General features: G+C 64.7%; 23 protein-coding genes and 3 tRNA genes. 14 read left to right on the top strand and 12 right to left on the bottom strand.

The annotated features are described in order from the left end of the window. Positions 1-60: 60 nt before the first annotated feature. Entirely contained in the window at positions 61-264 is a 204-nt protein-coding gene (locus tag QA600_RS01250) for a cytochrome-ba3 oxidase subunit (RefSeq protein ID WP_278290152.1), read from the bottom strand. Between the two features lie 98 nt (positions 265-362). Here QA600_RS01250 and QA600_RS01245 point away from each other — a divergent pair, with 98 nt between their 5' ends. The 4 genes from QA600_RS01245 to QA600_RS01230 are packed head-to-tail and all read left to right on the top strand — an operon-like array spanning position 363 to position 3325. After that, a complete protein-coding gene (locus tag QA600_RS01245; RefSeq protein ID WP_278290151.1) occupies positions 363-560 on the top strand; it encodes a hypothetical protein in 198 nt (65 codons plus the stop codon). Continuing rightward, positions 557-1345 (top strand): cytochrome c oxidase subunit II, encoded by a 789-nt coding sequence (locus tag QA600_RS01240; protein WP_278290150.1) that lies wholly within the window; start codon positions 557-559, stop codon positions 1343-1345. The genes QA600_RS01245 and QA600_RS01240 overlap by 4 nt, the downstream gene beginning before the upstream one ends. Continuing rightward, positions 1338-3107 carry a b(o/a)3-type cytochrome-c oxidase subunit 1 gene (locus QA600_RS01235; protein WP_278290149.1) on the top strand — a complete coding sequence of 590 codons (1770 nt, stop codon included), beginning with the start codon at positions 1338-1340 and terminating at the stop codon, positions 3105-3107. Before QA600_RS01240 ends, QA600_RS01235 begins: the two co-directional genes overlap by 8 nt. Continuing rightward, positions 3107-3325, top strand: coding sequence for a CbaC protein (locus QA600_RS01230; RefSeq protein WP_278290148.1), 219 nt, complete (start codon positions 3107-3109; stop codon positions 3323-3325). Before QA600_RS01235 ends, QA600_RS01230 begins: the two co-directional genes overlap by 1 nt. An 11-nt stretch (positions 3326-3336) precedes the next feature. Here QA600_RS01230 and QA600_RS01225 read toward each other — a convergent pair whose 3' ends face one another. Beyond that, positions 3337-3648, bottom strand: a complete 312-nt coding sequence (locus QA600_RS01225) for a hypothetical protein (RefSeq protein WP_278290147.1) — start codon at positions 3646-3648, stop codon at positions 3337-3339. 114 nt (positions 3649-3762) lie between these two features. On the opposite strand from QA600_RS01225, the gene QA600_RS01220 reads away from it, so the two are divergent. The 3 genes from QA600_RS01220 to QA600_RS01210 all read left to right on the top strand — a co-directional run bounded on the left by QA600_RS01220 (position 3763) and on the right by QA600_RS01210 (position 6678). After that, a complete protein-coding gene (locus QA600_RS01220) occupies positions 3763-5010 on the top strand; it encodes a sulfite oxidase (RefSeq protein ID WP_278290146.1) in 1248 nt (415 codons plus the stop codon). 102 nt (positions 5011-5112) lie between these two features. Continuing rightward, complete coding sequence (locus QA600_RS01215) at positions 5113-6042, top strand: replication factor A (protein ID WP_278290145.1); 930 nt, start codon at positions 5113-5115, stop codon at positions 6040-6042. After that, the gene (locus QA600_RS01210) at positions 6043-6678 is read left to right on the top strand and encodes a DNA-binding protein (RefSeq protein ID WP_278290144.1); all 636 of its coding nucleotides are present in this window, start codon (positions 6043-6045) and stop codon (positions 6676-6678) included. 24 nt (positions 6679-6702) lie between these two features. Here QA600_RS01210 and QA600_RS01205 read toward each other — a convergent pair whose 3' ends face one another. Then, on the bottom strand, positions 6703-7362 hold the full coding sequence (locus QA600_RS01205; protein WP_278290143.1) for a phospholipase: 660 nt from the start codon (positions 7360-7362) through the stop codon (positions 6703-6705). Next, complete coding sequence (locus tag QA600_RS01200; RefSeq protein WP_278290142.1) at positions 7359-8345, bottom strand: VOC family protein; 987 nt, start codon at positions 8343-8345, stop codon at positions 7359-7361. The genes QA600_RS01205 and QA600_RS01200 overlap by 4 nt, the downstream gene beginning before the upstream one ends. Before the next feature lie 133 nt (positions 8346-8478). Here QA600_RS01200 and QA600_RS01195 point away from each other — a divergent pair, with 133 nt between their 5' ends. Beyond that, on the top strand, positions 8479-8880 hold the full coding sequence (locus QA600_RS01195; RefSeq protein ID WP_278290141.1) for a ribbon-helix-helix protein, CopG family: 402 nt from the start codon (positions 8479-8481) through the stop codon (positions 8878-8880). A gap of 81 nt (positions 8881-8961) precedes the next feature. On the opposite strand, the gene QA600_RS01190 is transcribed toward QA600_RS01195, so the two are convergent. After that, a complete protein-coding gene (locus QA600_RS01190) occupies positions 8962-9417 on the bottom strand; it encodes a DUF5814 domain-containing protein (protein ID WP_005554401.1) in 456 nt (151 codons plus the stop codon). Between the two features lie 528 nt (positions 9418-9945). On the opposite strand from QA600_RS01190, the gene QA600_RS01185 reads away from it, so the two are divergent. Beyond that, positions 9946-10017 (top strand) — tRNA-His (locus tag QA600_RS01185). Positions 10018-10460: 443 nt separating this feature from the next. On the opposite strand, the gene QA600_RS01180 is transcribed toward QA600_RS01185, so the two are convergent. The 4 genes from QA600_RS01180 to QA600_RS01165 all read right to left on the bottom strand — a co-directional run bounded on the left by QA600_RS01180 (position 10461) and on the right by QA600_RS01165 (position 12734). Continuing rightward, positions 10461-10799: a cupin domain-containing protein gene (locus QA600_RS01180; RefSeq protein ID WP_278290140.1), complete on the bottom strand. Its 339-nt coding sequence runs from the start codon at positions 10797-10799 to the stop codon at positions 10461-10463. Positions 10800-10845: 46 nt separating this feature from the next. Continuing rightward, the gene (locus tag QA600_RS01175; RefSeq protein WP_278290139.1) at positions 10846-11691 is read right to left on the bottom strand and encodes an aldo/keto reductase; all 846 of its coding nucleotides are present in this window, start codon (positions 11689-11691) and stop codon (positions 10846-10848) included. An 88-nt stretch (positions 11692-11779) separates the two neighbouring features. After that, complete coding sequence (locus QA600_RS01170) at positions 11780-12172, bottom strand: cupin domain-containing protein (RefSeq protein ID WP_278290138.1); 393 nt, start codon at positions 12170-12172, stop codon at positions 11780-11782. Between the two features lie 172 nt (positions 12173-12344). Then, positions 12345-12734: a hypothetical protein gene (locus QA600_RS01165; protein ID WP_278290137.1), complete on the bottom strand. Its 390-nt coding sequence runs from the start codon at positions 12732-12734 to the stop codon at positions 12345-12347. Between the two features lie 122 nt (positions 12735-12856). Between QA600_RS01165 and QA600_RS01160 the strand changes: the two genes are divergently transcribed. The 3 genes from QA600_RS01160 to nthA all read left to right on the top strand — a co-directional run bounded on the left by QA600_RS01160 (position 12857) and on the right by nthA (position 14939). After that, the gene (locus QA600_RS01160) at positions 12857-13024 is read left to right on the top strand and encodes a hypothetical protein (RefSeq protein ID WP_278290136.1); all 168 of its coding nucleotides are present in this window, start codon (positions 12857-12859) and stop codon (positions 13022-13024) included. A gap of 210 nt (positions 13025-13234) precedes the next feature. Next, on the top strand, positions 13235-13930 hold the full coding sequence (nthB, locus tag QA600_RS01155) for a nitrile hydratase subunit beta (protein WP_278290135.1): 696 nt from the start codon (positions 13235-13237) through the stop codon (positions 13928-13930). Beyond that, a complete protein-coding gene (gene nthA, locus QA600_RS01150; RefSeq protein ID WP_278290134.1) occupies positions 13923-14939 on the top strand; it encodes a nitrile hydratase subunit alpha in 1017 nt (338 codons plus the stop codon). Before nthB ends, nthA begins: the two co-directional genes overlap by 8 nt. Before the next feature lie 142 nt (positions 14940-15081). On the opposite strand, the gene QA600_RS01145 is transcribed toward nthA, so the two are convergent. Together QA600_RS01145 and QA600_RS01140 are read right to left on the bottom strand one after the other, a co-directional pair. After that, positions 15082-16137, bottom strand: coding sequence for a Vms1/Ankzf1 family peptidyl-tRNA hydrolase (locus QA600_RS01145; protein WP_278290133.1), 1056 nt, complete (start codon positions 16135-16137; stop codon positions 15082-15084). Between the two features lie 414 nt (positions 16138-16551). Continuing rightward, a tRNA-Phe gene (locus QA600_RS01140) sits at positions 16552-16625 on the bottom strand. A 211-nt stretch (positions 16626-16836) separates the two neighbouring features. Between QA600_RS01140 and QA600_RS01135 the strand changes: the two genes are divergently transcribed. Continuing rightward, the gene (locus tag QA600_RS01135) at positions 16837-17283 is read left to right on the top strand and encodes a hypothetical protein (RefSeq protein ID WP_005554411.1); all 447 of its coding nucleotides are present in this window, start codon (positions 16837-16839) and stop codon (positions 17281-17283) included. Positions 17284-17768: 485 nt separating this feature from the next. Here QA600_RS01135 and QA600_RS01130 read toward each other — a convergent pair. Then, a tRNA-Val gene (locus QA600_RS01130) sits at positions 17769-17842 on the bottom strand. Positions 17843-17902: 60 nt separating this feature from the next. On the opposite strand from QA600_RS01130, the gene QA600_RS01125 reads away from it, so the two are divergent. Beyond that, a complete protein-coding gene (locus QA600_RS01125; protein WP_278290132.1) occupies positions 17903-18397 on the top strand; it encodes a DUF192 domain-containing protein in 495 nt (164 codons plus the stop codon). Positions 18398-18450: the final 53 nt, after the last annotated feature.

Raw genomic sequence — 18450 nt, 5'->3', positions numbered from 1 at the left:
TACGGGGAGTGACACGGCTCGAGTCACAGGAACACGGACTCGACGGAAACCGGGAGCGAGCTACGACGTCTCGCTCGAGTCGTGGCCGTGACCGCCCGGAACCGGCGTGAACGCCACGTAGAGACAGGCGATGATGATCACGACGTTGATCGCGGAGACGACGCCGGCCGAGAGCGAACTGCCGAGACCATACCAGGTGACCGGCAGGAGCGCGAGCAAGCCGACGACGAGCGCGGCCCGCGGAGAGAGCGCCTCGAGATCCATACCCGCACTCGGGGACAGCTCAGGTTAATAATAACCCCCGTTCCTACGGGATGAGAATCGGCGCGGTCGATTATATAACGGCCTCCTTATCCGAGCGCATGTGTGCGATGACGGATGAGTCAGAACAACGGCGGGAGATCGGCCACGACGAGTACGATCCCGTCGGAACGCTGGCGCTGATAACGGTGTACTTTCTCATCATCGCGTTGCTGTGGGTGTTCATGTACTTCGTCGAGTTCCTCGGAAACGAGCCGACCGTCGTCGGGACGTTTCTGACGGTGGTGGGGCTCGCATGAACGTCCACACCTACGAAAAGGTGTGGCTGATCGGAGCGATGGTCCTGATCGTCGGCTTCATCGTGACGATTACCTACGGCTCCGTCGGCCTCGGCATCGCGATGGTCGACGACAGCGAGGAGACCATCGAGCCGAGCGAGCTGGACGAGGACGAGCGCTTCGCGGATCCGCGTGTCGAGCAGGTCGGCGAGAACGAGTACGAGGCCTACGTCGTCGCCCAGACGTTCATCTTCCAGCCCGATCCGATCGAGGTGCCGGCCGGTAGCGAAGTGACCTTTTACGTGACGAGCCCGGACGTGATCCACAGCTTCAGCATCGTCGGAACGAACGTCAACACGATGGTCATTCCCGGCGAGGTGGCGGCGATGACCGTCGAGTTCGACGAGCCCGGCGAGTACGGCGTTGTCTGTAACGAGTACTGCGGCTCCGGCCACCACACGATGGAGGGAGAACTCCACGTCGTCCCCGACGAGGAGTTCGACATGACCGAACTCTCCGTCGAGGCCGACGACGAGGTCGAAACCGGCGACGAGGCGACGATCGAGGTCGAGGTCGAGAACCGCATGCTCGAGGCCCTCGAGACGACCGTCGCGCTCGAGATCGGCGACGAGACGCTCGAGGAGGACGTTACGATCGACGGCGGCGAGGCCGAGACGACGACGTTTACGATCGACTCCGCGGACCTCGGCGAGGGTGACCACGACTGGACCGTTACCGTCGACGACTACGAGGACAGCGGGACGCTGACCGTGGCCGACGAGCTCGAGGAGGATGACGATGAGTAACGCGTACATCGACGACTTCCCGGCAGAGGCGAAGCTGGTCCGGACGGCCTTCTACAGTTCGTTCCTCGCGCTCGCGCTGGGCGGCGTGTTCGGGATCATCCAGACACTTCACCGGACCGGCTACTACCGGTTTATCGATTCAGCGGACTACTACACCGTCCTGACCGCCCACGGCGTCTTCCTCGTAATTTCGTTTACGATCTTCTTCCTCGTCGGCGTGTTCACGTGGGCGATAACGACCAGTCTCGACCGGGGTGTCGAGGACCTCCGATTTAGCTGGGGCTGGTACGGACTGATGGCGACTGGGATCACGCTGAGCGGCGTCGCGATTCTGGCCGGCTTCACCGACGCGACCGATATCAGCGCGTCCGTCCTCTTTACGTTCTACGCGCCGCTGCAGGCACACCCGATGTTCTATCTTGGGCTCGTCCTGTTCGTCGTCGGCACCTGGCTCGCGGGCGCCGACTGGTTCCGCTCGTGGTGGGCCTGGAAACAGGAAAATCCCGATTCGCGAATCCCGCTGCCGACGTTCATGGTGCTGACGACGATGTTGATGTGGTACATCGCGACCCTGGGGGTCGCTGCGGCGATCCTGCTGTTCTTGCTGCCGTGGTCGCTCGGACTGGTCGACTCCGTCAACCCGCTGCTGACCAGAACGCTGTTCTGGTTCTTCGGCCACCCGGTCGTCTACTTCTGGCTGATGCCGGCGTACATGATGTGGTACGTTTTGCTACCGAAGGTCTCGGGCGGGAAACTGTTCAGCGACCCCCTCGCACGGGTCGTCTTCGTCCTGTTTCTGATTCTCTCGGTGCCGACGGGAATCCACCACCAGTATCTCGATCCCGGCATCGCGGAGGGCTTCAAGTTCATTGCGATGACGAACACGATGTTCCTGTTGTTACCAAGTCTGCTGACCGCCTTTACCGTCGTCGCCAGCATGGAACACGGCGCTCGCCAGCGCGGCGGCGAGGGCTACTTCGGCTGGCTGACGGCGCTGCCGTGGCGCGACCCCGTCTTTACCGGGATGGCGCTGGCTGGACTGATGTTCGCCGCCGCCGGCTTCTCGGGGATGATCAACGCGGGGATGAACATCAACTACCTCGTGCACAACACGTTCTGGGTCGTCGGCCACTTCCACCTCACCGTGGGTACGGCCGTCGCGCTGACGTTCATGGCGGTCACCTACTGGTTCCTCCCGCAGATAACCGGGCGGGCGCTGTGGAGTCGTTCCGTTGCACTGGGACAGGTCGTGCTCTGGTTCGTCGGCATGACGTTCATGTCGAACGCGATGCACCGCGGTGGTCTGCTGGGCGTCCCTCGCCGAACGGCCGAACCCCAGTACGACGGGTTCGAGTTCGAGGCCGCCGTCGGAAGCATGGGCGAGCTCCAGGCCCAGATCGCGCTGGGCGGGATCCTGCTGACGCTCTCGCTCGTCCTGTTCTTCGCGAACGTCTTCGGAACTGCCCTCAACGGGCGCAGCGACGAGCTTCCGGCCAACGAGTACGCCGGCACGCTCTCGGGTCCCGAGGACGCCCCGCTCGTGCTCGACAACCTCAAGCTGTGGACCGCCATCGCAGTCGTGCTCGTGATCTTCGCGTACACGTTCCCGCTGCTGTCGATCGTCGACCGCGGCGGGCTGTTCGGTCCCGATATCAACCCGCTCCCGGTTAGCCTCGAGACCGTCCACCTCCTCGCGTTCGTCCTCGAGTCCCACGTCACCGGGACGCTCGAGTCGATCGCCTGGCTGGGGGTGAACCGGTAGTGCGAATCTCGAAGGCCGGGCTGTTAGTCGTCCTGGCGCTGCTCGCCCCACTGCTCGTCGAGCTACGGACGGTGCTGTCCTGGGTGAACGTCGAGCTGACCGTTCTCGAGACCGCGGTCGTCGGCGCCGTCCTCGTCGTCGTGATCCTCGTCTGGGCGTTTCTCCCCGAGAACGGAGACGGGAAGACGACCGAGGGGGACGTCTCGAGCGAAAACTGAACGGTTCTCCCCTACCAGGTCTCGATTCGACCCTCGCGAACGTCCTCAACGCAGCCCTCGCAGTCGGGATGGCCGGCCTCGTAGCAGGCCGGGCGGTACTCCTCGTCGAGTAGCGCAGCCCGTCGCTCGGCGTAACGTCGACAGACGATTTTCGCGCGGTCCCGCTCGTCGGTCGGCAGCCCGCGGGCGTTTCTGGCCGACTGGTAGGCCTCGCGGGCCTCTCCCAGCTGACCGTCCGTCGAGTCCCGGAGCTCCTCGTACTGCTCGCCGGCCTCCCGGAGCTTCGTCCGGAGGAACCGCTCGAGTCGACGGCGATCCGACATCGTCGTTCGGTTAGGTGGGCGGACACATAGTCCCGTCGCCGGTATCCACCGTCGAACCGACTCCGGTCTCGAATCAGGGGGAACCGTTTTTTCGATTCGTGTCGCACGGAAGCTATGGGCACGGAACAGTCTCGAGCGAGCCGTCACGACGAGATCGACGCGATCCTCGAGCGGAAGGGCGGCGCCGAGGAAGCCAGAGACGACGCCGACAAGTACACCGTCGTCGGCGCGGCGAACAGGAAGACGTACGCGAACTGGCTGACGCCGATCGAGGAGCACTTCGTCTGCCACCGCAACGACATGCCGGAGGCCGACGGGGACGGCGAGTGGACGGTCTCGCTGACGGGCTATCTCGAGAACACGTACTCGGTCGCCGAGATCAGAGAGGAGTTCCCGACGGTCGCGGTCGCACACACGATGGAGTGTGCGGGTAACGGTCGCGGCCAGCACCGCCCGGAGACCGGCAGCGTCCAGTGGGGGTACGAGGCCGCTGGGACCGCGGTCTGGTCGGGAACGCCGCTGAGCGCCGTGCTTCGCGGGGACCTCGAGGACGTTCCCGACGACGCGTGGCTCACGGCGGTCGGCGGCGACCCATCGGACGGAGAGGACGTCTTCGCGCGTTCGATCCCGCTCTCGAAGGCGGTCGACGACTGCATCCTCGCCTACGAGATGAACGGGCAGGTGCTGCCCCGCGAGCACGGCTTTCCGATCCGGCTGATCGTTCCCGGCTGGTACGGCGTCAACAGCGTCAAGTGGCTCGACGAGCTCCGCGTGATGGACGAGATGGTTACCGCGGACTCGCTGGATCGCCCCGGCGACCACGCCTACTGGCAACAGGAGGCCTACCGGATCCACCCCGAAGGGGTCGAGCCAGCGGTCAACGAGACCGTCGAGACGGGCGACACCTGGGACCAGCTCGAGGACGGCGAGCCCGCCCACCCTTACACCTTCGATCAGACCGTAATGTCGGTCATCGGCGAACCCGACGGCGAGTCGGCCGTCACCGTCCCCGAGGACGGAACGGTCGAGATTACGGGCGTCGCGTGGGCCGGCGACGACGACGTCGCGAGCGTCGAGGTGTCGACCGACGGCGGCGACAGCTGGGCGGAGGCGGAGCTGTTCGGCCCCGACTACGCTGGCGCGTGGCGGCTGTTCCGGTACGACTGGGCGGCGACGCCCGGCGAGTACGTGCTGGCTTCCCGCGCGACCGACGACCGAGGGCGACGCCAGCCGATGCGGATCTCGAACCCCGACGCGTGGCGCGACGCGCTCGACGACGACGAGTTCCCCTGGAACGAGGGCGGGTACGCCGCAAACGCCGTCCTGCCGAACGCCCTCGAGCTCGAGGTCCGATCGCCGTAACCGCCCGACGAGAACACTTTCGCTCCGGTGCCGGCAGTTTAAATACGATCGGGAGCGAACGTCGGTATGCCTCCCAGTGAAACAAAGAGGAGGCGTGACACAATGAGCGACGTACGACAGCACGCGGACGACATACACGACCAGTTTTCGGACCACATCGACGTCTCGGTCGACGACGTCGAGGATCGATTGACGACCCTCGTCGACGAGTACAAGGTCCCGATCGACGAGGCGCGCCGGAGCGTCACCAACCACTACCTCGAGGAGGCCGGCCTCGACCGCGATGATCTCGCGGGCGGCTCGAGCGAGGCGGCCAAGATCGAGGACGTCGACGAGCCCGAGCAGTGGATCGACATCACAGCCAAGGTCATCGAGCTGTGGGAGCCCCGCAGCGATTCGGTCGCACAGGTCGGCCTGCTCGGCGACCCGACGGGGACGATCAAGTTCACCAAGTGGGCCAAATCCGAGCTTCCCACCCTCGACGAGGGCGGCGTCTACGAACTTCGCAACGTCGTCACCGACGAGTACGAGGGCCGCTACTCCGTCAAGCTCAACTCGACGACCGTCATCGAGGAGCTCGACGAGGAGCTCGAGGTCGGCGACGACACGAGCGTGATCGAAGGCGCGCTCGTTGACATGCAAAGCGGCAGCGGGCTGATCAAGCGCTGTCCGAAGGAGGACTGCACCCGCGTCCTCCAGAACGGCCGCTGTAACGAACACGGCGAGGTCGAAGGGGAGTTCGACCTGCGAATCAAGGCCGTCGTCGACGACGGAATCGACGCCCACGAGGTCATCTTCGACAAGGACGCCACCGAGAACCTGACCGGGATCAGCTTAGAGGAAGCCAAGGACATGGCGATGGATGCGCTCGACACGACCGTCGTCGCCGACGAGATCCGCGACCTGGTCGTCGGTACCTACTACCGCATTGAGGGGCCGACGTTCGGGCGCTACGTCCTGGCCGACGACGTCGAGGAGCTCGACGGGCCAGCCGATGCCGAACAGCTGCTGATCAAAGCGAGGTCGATGTAAATGTCTCAGGCAGAACTCACCCGCGAAGTCGCGCGTCGCGTCTTCGCCTCCGAATTCAACGACTCGACGTACACGTTCAAAGAAAGCGACGACGAGCGCGCCCCCAACTACGCCCTGTTGCCGACGGGCGACCGGGCCAACCGCGTGTTCGCCGTCGGGACGCTGACCGAAACCGAGGACGTCGGCGAGGACAGCGAGTACTGGCGCGGTCGCGTCGTCGATCCGACGGGAACGTTCTTCGTCTACGCCGGCCAGTACCAGCCCGAGGCCGCCTCCGTCCTCCGGGACACGGAGCCGCCGGCGTACGTCTCGGTCGTCGGCAAACCACGAACGTACGAGACCGAGGACGGCACGGTCAACGTCTCGGTTCGCCCGGAGACGATCTCGATCGTCGACGAGGCGACCCGCGACCGCTGGGTCGTCGAGACCGCCGAGCGCACCCTCGATCGCATCGAGGAGTTCGAGGCCTGGCAGGACGAGCAGGAAGCCCCCGAGAGCGGCTCGACGGCGCCGACCAACGAGTACGCCCAGATGGCCCGCGAGCGCTACGACTCGCCAGTCGAGAACTACCGCCGCGACGTGATCCAAGCCCTAGAGAGCCTCGAGAACGTCGAGGACGCCGAAGCGACGGCCTGATCGGTTCGTAGCCGTCTCCGGTTTTTACGACGACAGCGACTCGAGCAGCGCGCCGACCGCCTCGAACTCGTCGTCGGTGACCTCGTGTCCCACCCCGGAGTAGCGTCGCTCGGTGACCTCGGCGCCAGCGTCCTCGAGCGCACGCCCCGTTTCGACGACGCGGTCGAGGTCGATCCGGGAGTCGTCCGCGCCGTAGCCGACGAACGCGGACATTCCCTCGAGTTGCCCCGCCACCGCCAGCTCGTCCTCCGGGCCACCCGGCATCCCGCCCGAGAGGAGGAACACGCCGCCGTACCGCCCCGGCCGACGGCGGACGAACTCCGCGACGACCGAGGCTCCCTGGGAGAATCCGACGAGCACCGACCGCTCGTCGGGGATTCCGATCTCGCGGGCCGACTCGAGGGCGGCACCGACCGACTCGACGCTCGAGGAGAGCGCCGGCTCGTTGGCCGCTCGCGGCGCGGTCGCGGGCCGCGGATACCAGCTGTTGTGGCGAGCCTGCGGCGCGAGGAAGGCGACGCCGTGGCGGTAGACCGGCTCGAGCAGGTTCACCATCCCCTGTGCCGTCGCGCCGCGGCCGTGGCAGGCGACGACGGCGACGTCGGCCGCCGCGGCCGGTGCTCCCGCGGTAACCAGCGGTTGATCCGCGTGCGGACCCGGTCCGTGGGGGTTCGGTTCCGTCATCGGTCGCTCGAGTCGGTCCCGATCGGTTCCGGTTCGGGCCCCGTCAGCGCCGGCAGCTGGCTCTCGATCAGGTCGCGGTCCGGCTCGAACCAGTCGGGCAGGTACAGCGACGGCTCCGAGGGGGAGTCCTCGACGGCGACGCCGTCGGTCTCCGTCGCCAGCTCGAACAGGAGTCCGCCCGGTTCGCGGACGTACAGCGAGTGAAAGAGGTGTCTGTCCTTCACCCGGGAGACGTCGTGGTTCCGGTCGGCGAAGAGCTCGCGCCACTCGTGGAGCTGTTCCTCGTCGGGAACCCGGACCGCGACGTGGTGGATCGTCCCCGGACCCTCGCGGCCGAACGGAGCGTCTCGAGCGAGCACGTCGACGACGGTCGCTCGCGACCCCGACGCACGGTAGCGCACGCGGTCGCCCTCCTCGCCGACGGCGTCGAAGCCGAGCGTCTCGAGCGTGCCCGCCGTCGCGTACGGGTTGACCGACAGCAGCGAGACGCCGTGGAGTTCCCGGATCGCAGCAACGTCGGGGATCGTCGCCTCGAGTCGCGAGCGCTCGCCGGTCGACGCTATCGCTTTTCGGCCGTCGCCGTCGGAGCCCGCGACCAGCTCGAGCCGCGTTCCCGACGGATCCCGAAACTCGAGCGCCCGCTCACCGAATCGTTTCGACGGCCCCTCGACCGCGACGTCGTAGCTCTCGAGTCGCCCCTGCCAGTACTCGAGGCTGCCCTCGGAAACGGCGAACGCGACCGAGGCAACCTGGGGCGTCCCGATCCGTCCCGAATCGGCGTGGGAGTCGGGGAAGCAGGTGAACACCGTTCCGGGCGAGCCCCGCTCGTCGCCGAAGTAGAGGTGGTGCTGGAGGATGTCCTCGAAGTTCACCGTCACCGCCGAGAGCTCGAGTCCGAGCACCCCGGCGTAGAAGTCGATCGACGCCTGTCCGTCGCCGACGATTCCGGTCACGTGGTGGAGCCCGGGCGTGTCGGTGAGCATCGCTCGAGGGTTCGAGGGCGGTGCTGATAGCCCTCGCGGTCGTTCGCCCCTGCGTCAGCGGTGTGCCCAGTACTGGCAAACCGATCGCTCGTCTGACGAATCGTTAAGTATCGCGGCCGACAAGTATGGAGCGATGGGCAACAAGAACAAAACGATCTCGTTTCGCGTGAGCGAGGACGCCTTCGAGTCGCTCCAGGAGATCGCCGAGGAGCGCGACATCTCGTTGTCCGCCGTCTTCCGGGACTACGTCGACCAGCTCGTCGACCACGACGGCCAGGTCGCCGTCGTTCCCGAGGCCGACCTCGAGGACCGCGCCGAGGGAGACGAGGAGCTCGCCTTTCCCCCGACCGTCGAGGTGCCCAAAAGCTTCATCCGCGAACACGAACGCCTCGAGCTCGAGGCCGATCACCTCCGCGAACAGCTAGATGAGTACAAGTCCTACGTCACCGAGCTGCAGGACCGCCTCGAAGGCGAGGACGAGGTGCTCCTGCTGGACGATCTGGACGACGCCGACGAACCCTCGCAGCTGCGCTGATACGGCCTACTGTAACTCATGCCGGTGCAACCGCGACTGCCCTGCGGTTACATCGGTACAGTGGTACAGCAGACCGTCTGACTACCTCGCGAGATCCCGCTTCGATCGCCGGATCTTCTCCTGGGTCTCCTGCGTTCCCTCGACCTCCGCGAGTCCTTCCGCGGCCTCGAGGGTTCGGATGCCGCTGTCCAGAAACGAGAGGACGTCGCCGGAGTACGCATAGACCATGTAGTCGTCGGTCATCACGTCAACGATGGCGTCGGGACCGAGCCCCTGGGCACGAAGCTCGAGCAGGTAGCGGACGAACTTCCGCTCGGGACAGCCACAGTAGGGGTTGTTGTCGCAACCGCAGTCGAGGAAGTCACTCGAGAAGTCGAGGACTCGCTCTTGGGTGGCCTCGTCGAGTTTCTCGAGGCCCTCACCCTGAAAGAGGATGTCCAGCGTCGCGCCCTTGAACGCCCCCTTCGGGATGTTCGTCTCGAGCTGAGAGGCGAGTTGGCGGTGGTTCTTGACGTAGATCTTGTCGGTGATAGCCACGGCGTTGCTCGAGGTAGGGGCGGTCGGCCGAAAAGCGTCTCGGTTGCGCGGTTCGGAGCGAGCGCGGTTCGGAGCGAGCGCGGTTCGGAGCGAGCGCGGTTCGGAGCGAGCGCGGTTCGGAGCGAGCGCGGTTCGGAACAAACGGAGTGAGTGGGAACCGCAGAACACGAACGGGGAACGAACGTGACCCGTGAGTGAACGGAGTGAGTGAGAACCGCGGAACACGAACGGGGAACGAACGTGACCCGTGAGTGAACGGAGTGAGTGGGAACCGCGAACGGCGAGTGGCGCGGGACCAACGGTCCCGCGGACCGTGCGAGCGGGCGCTTGGCGCCCGCGAGCAGACAGGGAACGAAGTGGCCCGCGAGCGTGCGCGGGGAGAACTAAGAAGACGAAACCGAACAGGACGAAGCCGAACCGCAATCCGAAGCGTGGTGGTCGAAAACGCACGACACGGAGTCGCACGTTCCCGTCCTCGAGTCGTAACGTATTTCAGGCCAACCGCGTGTAGGAATAGGTGTAAGCGTGTCCGGGTTGGGGTAGTGGTTATCCTTCAGCCTTGTGGAGGCTGAGACGCGGGTTCGATTCTCGCACCCGGACTTTTTCGCGACGAACGGACGTGAGGAGCGAAAATTCCCAGGAGAGAATCGAACTAGACGAGTCGCGCGCAGCGAGCGAGCACGTCTCGGCGGATTTCGATTCTCGCACCCGAATCTTGTGATGACAAAGCGGGCAAGGACTAGGCAAGTCCTCGGAGCTTCGATCGAAGCTGGTGTCTCCTTCGAGAACAGCGGAAAACCGCTATTGGTCTCGGGATTCCGGAAGAATATCGTTCGCTCTCTCCCTCGAGCCGAACACACGGGATCGCCACGCCCTCCCCAGCCGACTCGTTCGTTCGCGGTCTTCGACCGCTTACTCACTCCTCCCTCGCGCGGGTTCGAACCGCAGTTCGTCGTCGGCTCACTGCAGTTCAGCACGCGCCACCGCAATCACCAGCAAAACGGAACTCGTTCAGGGATCTGCCAGGCGGCCGTCTCACGACGTTACAGTGGCGCGCCGGCCAGCACGAGCGTCGCTCGCTCGTCCCCGCTGTTGTGGATCTGGCGCGTTTCCTCGGAGCCGAGGCGGATCGCGTCACCACCCTCGAGGGACATCGTTTCGCCGTCTACCTCGACGTTGATGCTGCCCTCGACGACGTAGTACACCTCTTCCTGTCCGGTGTGTGTCTCGTCGTGTTCTTTGCCCTTCCCACCCGGCTCGAGTTCGAGCACCGTCAAGCCAAGTTCGTCGGTTTCGAGGGCGTCCTTGAAGAACCACATACCGCCGTACTCCTCGGGAACGACCGACTCGACGTCCGTCTTCGACGCGGTATCATAGCCCATGCGCGTGTCGTCTATCATCGGAGAGCAAAAAGATACCGAGGGGCGGTTACTCGAGGTCCGTAACTCGGGCGACCTCGTCGCCGGACAGCGAGAGCTGCGATGCCCGGAGGTTGGACTCGAGGTGGTCGGGATCGGAGGTGCCCGGAATCGGGAGGATCACCTCGGATCGCTCGAGCAGCCACGCCAGCGCGACCTGACGACGGGTCGCGTCGTGGTTCTCGGCGATCTCGTCGAGCGTCTCGCCGTGGGTTGCGAGGTCGTCGCCGTTGATCGGTGCCCACGGGATGAAGCCGATCCCGTACTCCTCGCAGGCCTCGAGCACGTCGGCCTCCGAACGATCGCCGACGTTGAACCGGTTCTGGACCGTCGCGACGTCGACGTGCTCGCGGGCCGTCTCGAGTTGGTCGACGGAGACGTTGCTCACCCCAACCTGTTCGACGAGCCCCTCGTCTTTCAACTCGGCAAACGCCTGGACGGAATCCTCGAACGGTGTGTCGGGATCGGGACTATGGAACTGATAGAGATCGATCGTGTCGGCCCGGAGCCGATCGAGCGAACAGAGGACCTGGTTGCGGATGTAGTCGGGCTCGCCGTGGCGGAGCCACTCGCCCTCGCGGTTGCGCAGCAGGCCCGCCTTCGAGGCGACGAGGACGTCGTCGGAATCGTCGAGCGCTTCACCGATGAGCCGTTCGCTGACGCCCGGGCCGTAGGAGTCTGCGGTGTCGATGAAGTCGATCCCCTGCTCGACGGCGGTCCGAACCAGTTCGCGGGCGCCGTCTTCGTCCTCGGGCGGGCCGATGATCTCCTCGCCGCAGAGGCGCATCGCGCCGAATCCGAGTCGATGGACAGTCCTCGAGCCGATCTCGAACGTATCGCTTTCGTTCTGGGTCACGGATTTCAGTATCGGAACCGAGCGGTTAATTATTGAGGGCGCGCCTGCCGGTCGGGGGCATCGGTTACGAGCCGAAATCGAACGGCGCTCAGAGTTCGGGAAACTCCCGCTGATACTCCGTGCCGTCGAGTCGGTCCTCCCGCAGCGGCCAGAAAGCGAGCAGCGTCGCCGTCTCTCCCTCGAGCGCCCGCGACGTGTGGGGAATCTCGGGCGGGATCGCCAGCGTGTCGTAGGGCTCGAGTTCGACCCGCTCGCCGTCGACGAGGAAGTCGAGCCGGCCCTCGACGAGCATGTTCATCTGCTCGTAGGGATGGGTGTGTGGCTTGCCGTCGGGCTTTTCCGGGCCGATCTGCGAGAAGCCGATCAGCTGGTCGATGCCGCGAAAGACCACCTGCTGGAAGCCGGGCTCGTCGCGGTAGGGTTCGATACTCTCGAGATTGTACACCGACGGAATCTCCGATCGGTCGTAGTCGCGTGGCATGCGAATTGATCTCGTTCATCCGGAAATAAGCGTATATGTTTCTGTTCAGGGCGGACGGTACCAGAGCTCCGGGATGCTCGCCCGCATCGTCGCGGTCCGGAGCTCGGAGGCAGCGAGCGCGGGCTACGCCGGGTTCCGTCAGATTTTGTCGGATACGGATCGACGCTTCGGGTCAGAACTCCTCGGCGGTGTCGATACCGACGACGACGCCGCAGTCGTCGTCCGCAAAGCGCTCGTCGACGTCGACGGCGTCGGCGAAGACGAGCTGTGCCTGTTCGGTGTGAGCGGACTCGAGTGCCGTCGCGACCTCGTCGTCGAACTCGAACTCCGCGAGCAGTTCGTCCCAGACGGCCGCCGGAACGCGGTACGCTCGCGTTCCGTCGACGGTAGCATAGTCGTGCTCTCGCTCGAGCTCGGCGTGGCGGCCGATCAGCGTCGAGTGGAGAACGACGAGCCCGTCGGCGATCGCGGTCTCGTCGGCGTCCGAACGGTCCGCGACCCGTGCGAGTACGTCGTCGTCGATGGCCGGTTCGCCGGCTTCGGGTGACTGATCGTTGGACACGAGTCCGCCGACGTCCGCAGCGGCGACCAGTGTTGGGCTTGCAGCCGTGTCGGTGCTCGAGCGCGAACGAGTTGGTCCAACGGAAGCAACACCTACGTGAGAGTGGCGCATAGTCGATGTCGATGCCCGGTTCCGACGACAGCCTCGAGTGTTCGAGCTGTACCACCGCGATCGACCGTGAGGACGCGATCCGAACGGAGACGATGGGCGGTCTCGATCCGATGCGGTGGCAGACGCTCTGCTGTCCGAACTGCGGGACTCGTCTGAAGACGGTGTTCGTCGAGGAGTAGCCAGCTACGCCACGGTCGGAGCTCGAATCAGAGTCTACACGGGACCGTTCTCGAATCATCGACGTGGGCGATTGATGCGCGTTTGCACGTCGATCGCGCGGACGCGGGAACCGCCGGTTGGTGTGAACCGACTCGTTTGCGTCGAACGATCCTCGAACGGAGAGTCAGCGGGGCAAAGCTACTTGCATGAGTATTGCCAACACGATTATCGTGAACGGTATCCACGACATGGGTGGGATGCACGGCTTCGGCCGCGTCCCCGTCGAGGACGACGTCCAGTTTCATGCGGAGTGGGAACGGATCGTCTTCGGGTTGGTTCGGACGGTACGCCCACAAGGTGTGTATAACATCGACGAGAGTCGATACGGAATCGAGCGAATGCCTCCGGCCGAGTATCTATCGGCCTCGTACTTCGAGCGGTGGCTGACCAGTCTCGAGCGCAATCTCGTCGAAGCGGAGGTCCTCACCGAGGCGGAGATCGAAGCTGCTTATGAGCGTGCCCGCGACCTCGAGAAGCCGGGCGACCTCGTCCCCGAAGGCGAGGACCCCGAACTCGCCGCCCGCATCCGCGACGCGTTCGCGCAGCCGGCGTCGTTCGACCGGTCGGGAGGGGAGCCATCGTTCGCCGAGGGAGACCGCGTCCGGGTCCGGAACGCTCACCCGGAGGGGCACACGCGCTGTCCGCGGTACGTTCGGCGTACGTCCGGCGTGGTACGGGAGGTCCACGACCGACACGTCTTCCCCGACGCGAGGGTCGAGGGAAAGGACCGCGCCGAACCGCTGTACACCGTCGCGTTCGAGGCGACCGAGCTGTGGGGCCCCGACGCCGAGAGCCCCGACGACACGGTCAACGTCGACCTCTGGGAACCGTACCTGCGACCCGTCGGGGGTGGCATGGATGAGTGACGGTCACGATCACGGCCACGACGACGAGACGGCCACGGACCCGCGTCCTCGTGTCCGGGCCATCCAGTCGTTGCTCGTCGAGAAGGGGATCGTCTCGACGGACGCGATCGACGAGGCCATCTCCGCGTACGAGCGGGACGTCGGTCCACAGAACGGCGCACGCGTCGTCACCCGGGCCTGGACCGACGCCGAGTTCAAGCGTCGCTTGCTCGCCGACGCGGAGGCCGCACTCGACTCGTTTGATTTCGACGTCGGGATGCAACACATCGAGGTAAAGGAGAACACCGACAACGTACACAACTCGGTCGTCTGTACGCTCTGTTCCTGCTATCCGTGGTCGCTGCTCGGCCTGCCGCCGACGTGGTACAAGACGCCGTCGTACCGATCACGGATGGTCCGGGAGCCGCGATCCGTCCTCACCGAGTTCGGGCTCGAACTCGACGAGGACGTCACCGTCGACGTCTGGGACTCGAGTTCGGAGATCCGGTACATGGTGCTCCCACAACGTCCAGACGGGACTGCGGGGTACGACGAGGCCGACCTCATCGACCTCGTCACTCGCGACGCGATGATCGGCGTCGAGCGACTCGACGCGTCCTCGTCGGCGTCCACCGAGCGGGTGACCGACGGCGGCAGCGACGAGGGCGACGCGCCGTTCGCGGAGCTGCTCGGCCTCGAGACGGAGCCGACGTTCGCCGCTCCGTGGCAGGCACGCGCATTCGGGGTGACGGTCGCCCTGTACGAGAACGATTCGGGGTTCGACTGGTCGGCGTTTCAGGAGCGATTGATCGACGAGGTCGAGGCGACGCCCACCGATGCCGACGGCGTCGACTGGGGGGACGCCGACGCGACCGAACGGACGTACTACAAGCAGTGGCAGGCAGCACTGGAGCGGCTGCTAGTCACCCAGACCGACCTCGACACGGAAACGGTCGATGCGCGAGCGATCGAGTTCGCGTCCGGCGAGCGAACCGCCGAGGAGTTCGTCGGCGGTAGCCGCGTGCACTGAGTGGAAACGAACCGATCGGACCCTGCTCGCGGCAAAGAGTCTCTCTGGTCTGTGAAACAAAGAAAGCGATTGTCTCCCTCCGGTCACAGGTCGGGGACCGCTCGGTCGTCAGTCGAGGACACTCGAGCCAGCTGACGGGACGTCACTCGACCGGGAATCGAAGGAGTGCAGCCACGCCGTTGAAGGCTTCCTGAAGCTGTTCGGCGCGATCGAGTCCCGTCGGGACGATGATCGTGCTCGCTCCCTCTTCTTCGGCCCGAGCCTCGAGGGTCTGGGCCTCCTCCGCAGAGAGTGACTCCGCGAGCAACAGCGTTTCGACGGCGCCGTACTCGAGGGCTTCCTCGACGTCTTCGACCCCGCCCGCCGCGGGCTCGTCCTCGTCGTCGAGCGCGTCGAAGAATCGGTTGAGCGCCTCGCGTGCGTCGGTCGCCTCGAGTTTACCCGCCGCCTCGGCCGCGTCCACGAGCTGACGAAGTCCCGTCTCGGCGGCGTACTCTACGTTGAACGGGCCGAGAACCTCGTCAGCGAGGGTCTCGGGCAGGTGATCGCCGTCGTGGAACGGTTCGGCGGTGACCTCGCTCCCGCCGAGCAATAGCCCTTCGAGATCGTGACTGGCAGGCTCTTCCCCTTCGGGAGGGGAGTCGAGGAACACCCGCTCGACCGCGTCGCCGACCGAGTCGAAGAACTCCGTTCGGCGCTCTTCGCTCCGGCCCTGGAACCGATCCTCGTCGCGGCCCGTGGCGTCCTGCTTGCTCGGGACGTCGCTTTCGATCGACTCGACCTGTTCGATCGTCTCCCCGTCGTAGCGACCGAGCGTCGCGCTCTCGCGTGCGACGATCAACAGTCCGTGAGTCGCCGTGCCGCTCGCACTGGGCTCGAGCGGCGTCGTATCGAACTCGTTAGCATAGCCGTAGGTTCGGTCACCGATCGGAGCCGGCGGGTCGTCGAAGACGACCTCGACGAGGTCGTCACCGACAGTACCGACGTAGACTGCGAGGCCGTTCTCGGGCGTCTCGTCGTACTCGTGGAGAATTCGCCGTGTCTCTTCAAGTGCCTGTTTGAGGGGCTTTCGGACCTCTTCGCGGTCGTTCAGGTACTCCGCCTCGGCGTGGTCCTCTTCGACTCGCTGGCGCATTTCGTCGACCGGTTCCGTCGGCGGGACCGAAACCGAAACGAGCTGTTCGCCGTCGGCATCCACATTGGATATCGTTTCGAACCGCTCAGAAAACGTGGTATCGTCGGATATCAAGGGGCCCGATCCTATCCGTGGCCGGAGTAAGTATCTTGGCCATGAACGGACTCACGAGGCCACAGCCCCATGGTTTGGTAGCAACGGGCAGTCTCGATCGGTCCAGTGGTGGCGGGTGGCTCGACTTTCGCTCAAGCCGACAGCTGTACTGACGTTCTCCCACGGCTGAAGTCGTGGGCTTTCTCCTCAAGTTTCAAACGTAACACCTGCTCGAGCGAGAATCGCGTGAAATCGGGACGCCGCCTCCCGGATTGTGAACTACGCCTGAGAACCTGCTCGCGTTGCTCGCAGAACCTCAGTCTAGTTCAAATCCGTTCGGCGCCAGTTTCCGCACCCGCTCGCTACGCTCGCGGTTTTGAAACATGCCGCCTCCCGGATTTGAACCGGGGACAGCTCGATCTTCAGTCGAGTGCTCTCCCAGTCTGAGCTAAGGCGGCTTACCCCTATCTCCGCCCATGATATAAAAAAGGATTTCGAATCGACTTGAGCGAGGTCGGTCGTCGATCTCGTCTACCCGATTCTATCCGAGAGAAAAGAACAAACAGTAATGGAGAGAATAATACCGAGTATACCATCCGTTTACCACTGAGTATTGGTTTTTCGGATATTCAAGACACCCTTTTCCGCTCCGGCGGGTAACAGTGTGTTATGGAAGCGCTTGGCTCGGATCGGGACGCTCAAGAACTGTCAGCAGACACGATTCTCGAGTTGCTGGCAAACCGTCGGCGACGATACCTCCTGTACGCGCTCCGTGGTCGGGAGGGACCGATCGAGCTCTCGAGAGTCGCCGAGCAGGTCGCCGGCTGGGAGCACGACGTTCCCCCGGACGAGGTCGCCAAAAACGAGTACAAGAGCGTGTACGTCTCCTCGGTACAGTGTCACGTGCCGAAGCTGGCCGACTCGGGTGTCGTCGATCACGACGAGGATAACCACACCGTCGTCCTCTCGGACAACTTCGAACAGCTCGAGCCGTACCTCCGGGTCGTCGTCAAGGACGAGCCGGAAGATTCGACGCTCTACGCGGCCCTCGACGCCGACTCCGGCGAGGGAATCCTGAATCAGATCCGGGAGAACGTCGCCCGACTCAAGCACTGACTTCTCGATCCTATGCTCGCGCTACTCCGGCCAACCCTCGGCTAGGGGCGACGGAGACCGCGTTCCGATCCCGCAGCCTGACTGTTTTCCTCGTTTCGGATCCGGCGTTCCCGCTCGAGTTTCGACGATGGGAGAGTTGGTTTCGACACTCTCTCGGCGGCCGACAGTTGTTCGAGTCGCCGGCTCGGGACGGGCAAATCCAGTATGTGCGACCACCCACTGTGGAAACGGCACATCGGAAATGGTCCTCGAGCACCAGGCATGGGCTCGAGCAGGTTCGAACTACGCCAAGACGTGCTCGCTTCGCTGCGCGCGTCTCGTCTCATTCGAACCGCCCTCGTATACATTTCTCTGGCTCACGGATTGTTCGCCAGAGAAATGGGCTCGGGCGGGTTCGAACCACGGTCGCAGCAACGCTGCTCCCTGATTAGAACCCGCCTCGCGCTACGATTCACTCCTCACGTTTGTTCGTCGCAGAATCGTAGTGGGCTCGGGCGGGTTCGAACCACCGACCTCGGCCTTGTAAAGGCCGCGTCATAACCAGCTAGACCACGAGCCCGTATCCGAAATCAGTGGCCCCGTCCGAATAACCTTTACTTTCTCGAGTCGGATCCCCAGTATGGCTCTCGAGCGAGTCTGGAAGGGGCTGCTCGTCGTTGCAGCAGTGGGCGTCGTCGCGCTGTTGCTCGTCCAGCTCGGCGTGGTCGGGGCGCCCTGGAGCGACGACCGGACCGAAGTCCGGGTGCTCGACGACGACGGCGAGCCGAAGGCGACGATCGACGCCGAGATCGCGGATACGCCGGGCGAGCGCTACACCGGCCTGAGCGATCACGACGCGCTCGAGGACGGCGAGGGGATGCTGTTCGTCCACGACAGCGAGGGCGAGCGCACGTACGTGATGCGGGACATGGACTTCGGCATCGACATCGTCTTCATCGGTGCCGATCGCGAGATCACGACGATCCACAGCGCCCCCGAACCCGGCCCCGACGAGGACGGCGCGGATCAGGAGTACACCGGCGATGCACAGTGGGTCCTCGAGGTCCCGATCGGGTACGCCGACGAGAACGGGATCGAACCCGGCGACGAGGTCGAGATCGGGTCCGACGACTGAGCGACGTATTTCGATTCGTAGGGAACGCTTATTGGCGACGGTCACGGAGACGA

Origin of the sequence: Natronococcus sp. A-GB1, from assembly GCF_029688845.1 — an archaeon.
GTDB lineage: Archaea > Halobacteriota > Halobacteria > Halobacteriales > Natrialbaceae > Natronococcus.
This window is presented reverse-complemented; position numbering and strand designations above follow the sequence as displayed.